The sequence below is a fragment of the Mesobacillus sp. genome, assembly GCF_049588175.1.
GTDB lineage: Bacteria > Bacillota > Bacilli > Bacillales > Cytobacillaceae > Mesobacillus.
On the sequence record NZ_JBAVFI010000333.1, the window covers coordinates 1 to 3241 of the forward strand.

Below are 3241 nucleotides of genomic sequence, written 5' to 3' on the forward strand. Positions count from 1 at the left end.
ACAATATGGGGCCCTTACAGGATTTGCCATGCCATTGCTATTGCTGCCATCATTTATTACTTACTCCCTTTCTACTTCTCTTGTTCCCGCTATAAGCGAGGCGAATTCGAAGAAGAACATGAAAGTCATTGAGCACCTTTTACAGCAATCGTTGCGGTTTTCACTGCTGACCGGCGGATTGTCAGTGGTTGTGCTGTATGTTTTGGCTGAGCCTTTAATGACCTTGATGTATGGTACACCAAATGGTTCCCAGTTCATAAAACTGATGGCTCCGTTTTTTCTTTTTTATTATTTTCAGGGACCCCTGCAGGCAGCGCTTCAGGCTTTAGACTTAGCAAGAGCTGCCATGATTAACAGTCTAATCGGTAATGTAGCAAAGACTGCAGTGATTTTCTTACTGGCAAGCCAGCCTGCATTCGGGATTAACGGGGCTGCTCTAGGAATGGTAATGGGCATTGTACTGATAACCCTACTTCATTTCGCCACGATGCTGAAGGCTGTTTCCTTTACCTTTTATGTAATGGATTATGTAAAAACATTTGCTGTGATCGCGCTGTCAGGACTGGCAGGTTTCCTGCTTTGGGATGTTTATGGAGTTAGCCATTCACTCGCATTGAGAATTCTTATTACGGCGGGGGCCATTTCCATTATCTACATTTCACTTGCAATGGCATTAGGTCTTATTAAACGGCATGAGCTTCGCAGAGTTCTCGCGGTATTCAATTCTTTCTTTAAAAAACCATTATTTAAATAAGTGCTTTCCGCATGTTATCTTTAGACTTCATGATTTTTTAAAAGGAGTACATGATCAATAACACTTTCCAGAATAGTCAAATTCAAAAAACGTGGTTTCTGCTCCACGTTTTTTGAAATGGCCATTTTCTTAGAGATAATTTTTTACATTTCGGAAACGAATATTAGGTGGATTCATGATCAATTAAATCAACATAAAACTTCCCATTTTGATAGCTGCAAAACGATATCTTCCCAGGATCATAATGTCCTTTTTTCTTCAGCTGTTCCAAGAGCCATTCCTTGTTTTTGTCGATTAATGTAAGATTATCTTCCTGAATCTCACCATCAATAATTAGCGGCAGCGCAAGACTACCATTATCCTGCTGGCCACCAGATTGACTTCCCTGGTTTTTTTGAAAAATGGACAGCTTTCCTGATGGCTCCAAAATAGCAAATTCAACATCAGCAATATTTCCAACGTCCTTTTCCCTTAATTGAAGCAGTAAATCATCAAAGTTATACCTCTGGGCTTTCATTTCCTGTTCGTCAATTTTTCCGTTATTGATAATGACCGTCGGCTTACCGTCCACTACATCCCTGAACTTCTTGCTTTTTAGAGAAAGAAGTGCCAACGTAATCTGAATAATGACCAAAATAATAATTGGAAGCAAAGTATTGATTAAGGGATCTTCTGTGTTTTCGATCGAGAGTGAAGCCATTTCAGCAATCATGATATACACTACAAAATCCAAAATGCTCAATTCGCCGATTTCCCTTTTGCCCATCAATCGAAATATCACGAGGATCAGCAAGTAAAGAAGCAAGGTCCTAAAAAGAATGATCAAATATTCTTCCACTTTTCTCCCACCCTTCACAACGCATTCCTCTATATTCTTTTACCTGGCACATAAAAAATACTATTATTTGCTGAATTTTTTCTGGAAGCAATAATATTTCTATACTCTTTACCTCACAGGCGCATCAAGCGCCGCGAACGTTCCCCGGGCCGCCCGCGGAAATCGAGTGCCTTGACCGGAAATTAACAGCCAATGTTAAAAAATCCATATAAAAAACTGATTCTATTTGTTCATCTCCTTGAATATGCTTGTACTAGGCAATTCCCTGTTTCAGGGAATCAGATTAGAGAGGAGAGGGGTTAATGGAATCCAGGAGTTTAGGAAAGGCCGTCCTTTACGGTGTGATTGCAATATTCTTATTGGCAGTCGTAAGCAGTTTTATATTTTCTCTTCTTTTAAAATTCACTTCAGTCCAAGAATCTTCGCTTCAATATGTAATGACATCCATCTCTTTCTTATCCATTTTTATCGGCGGTTTTATTACTGGGGGGAATGGCAAGCAAAAGGGGTGGCTGATTGGAGGAGGAACAGGTCTCGTTTATTCCCTTATCATTTTTTTATTTCAATTTTTGGGATATGACAGCTTATTCTCCTTTGAGCAGCTCATCTATCATACGTGCTATATATTAACTGCGATGATGGGTGGAATTTTAGGAGTCAACATCGCAGGAGGAAAAAGCGCATAAAAAAGAAGCGGATTCAAAATCCGCTTCTTTTTTCATTACTTCGCAAGCATGTCGCCCGATGATGCTGTTACATCACGGATGGCAGCGCGATCATATGTAAGACGGCTTCCGTCTCCACACTTAATGACAACAGTGCCTTCATCAAGTGCATCGACGAATCCATGCAAACCGCCGATGGTGACAACCTTGTCACCTTTTTTCAGGTCACCTTGCATTGTCTGAACCGCTTTTTGCCTCTTCTGTTGAGGGCGGATCAGTAAAAAGTAGAACAATGCAAACATTAGTAGCAGTGGGAATACTGTACCTATTAAACCTTCCATTCATTTCCCCTCCTTTCACTATTACAAGCCAGGTTATTAGAAATTTTTAGCATTCGGCTTATTAAATCCATATTGCTCAAAGAACTCTTCTCTAAAGTCGCCGAGACGGTCTTCGCGGATCGCCTGTCTGACCTGCTCCATTAAGTTTATCAGAAAATAGAGATTATGGTAAGAAGTTAATCGAATTCCAAAGGTTTCATCTGTTTTAATTAAGTGGCGAATGTATGCTCTGCTATAATTTCGGCAAGTATAGCAATCACAATTAGGATCCAACGGTCCAAAATCACGTGCAAACTTGGCGTTCTTCACAACTAGTCGTCCCTCGCTCGTCATCAATGTACCATTTCGCGCAATCCTTGTCGGCAATACACAGTCAAACATATCGATGCCGCGGATCGCACCATCAATCAATGAATCTGGAGAACCTACCCCCATTAAATATCGAGGCTTATCTGTTGGAAGCCATGGTGTAGTAAAGTCAAGAACCCTATTCATGACATCCTTTGGTTCTCCAACCGACAATCCGCCGACTGCATAGCCAGGGAAGTCCATGGACACAAGGTCCTTGGCGCTCTGTTTCCTCAATTCCTCATATTCCCCACCCTGGACAATCCCGAACAGACCCTGGTCCTGTGGACGCTTA

Annotated in this window: 5 protein-coding genes; 2 read left to right on the forward strand and 3 right to left on the reverse strand. The window is 41.2% G+C overall.

All coding sequences use genetic code 11. The features are described 5' to 3' along the window. Window positions 1-754: polysaccharide biosynthesis C-terminal domain-containing protein (locus WB217_RS08095; RefSeq protein WP_423992322.1), on the forward strand; the 754-nt coding region annotated here is incomplete at its 5' end. A gap of 163 nt (window positions 755-917) precedes the next feature. Here WB217_RS08095 and WB217_RS08100 read toward each other — a convergent pair. Beyond that, complete coding sequence (locus WB217_RS08100) at window positions 918-1592, reverse strand: DUF421 domain-containing protein (protein ID WP_423992324.1); 675 nt, start codon at window positions 1590-1592, stop codon at window positions 918-920. Between the two features lie 302 nt (window positions 1593-1894). Here WB217_RS08100 and WB217_RS08105 point away from each other — a divergent pair, with 302 nt between their 5' ends. Continuing rightward, window positions 1895-2278, forward strand: a complete 384-nt coding sequence (locus tag WB217_RS08105) for a TIGR04086 family membrane protein (protein WP_335433203.1) — start codon at window positions 1895-1897, stop codon at window positions 2276-2278. A gap of 35 nt (window positions 2279-2313) precedes the next feature. Here the strand turns inward: WB217_RS08105 and yajC are convergent, their stop codons facing one another. Continuing rightward, window positions 2314-2598 carry a preprotein translocase subunit YajC gene (yajC, locus tag WB217_RS08110; RefSeq protein WP_423992326.1) on the reverse strand — a complete coding sequence of 95 codons (285 nt, stop codon included), beginning with the start codon at window positions 2596-2598 and terminating at the stop codon, window positions 2314-2316. Window positions 2599-2634: 36 nt separating this feature from the next. Continuing rightward, window positions 2635-3241, reverse strand: a 607-nt coding sequence (gene tgt, locus WB217_RS08115) for a tRNA guanosine(34) transglycosylase Tgt (RefSeq protein ID WP_423992328.1), incomplete at its 5' end; no start/stop codon positions are given.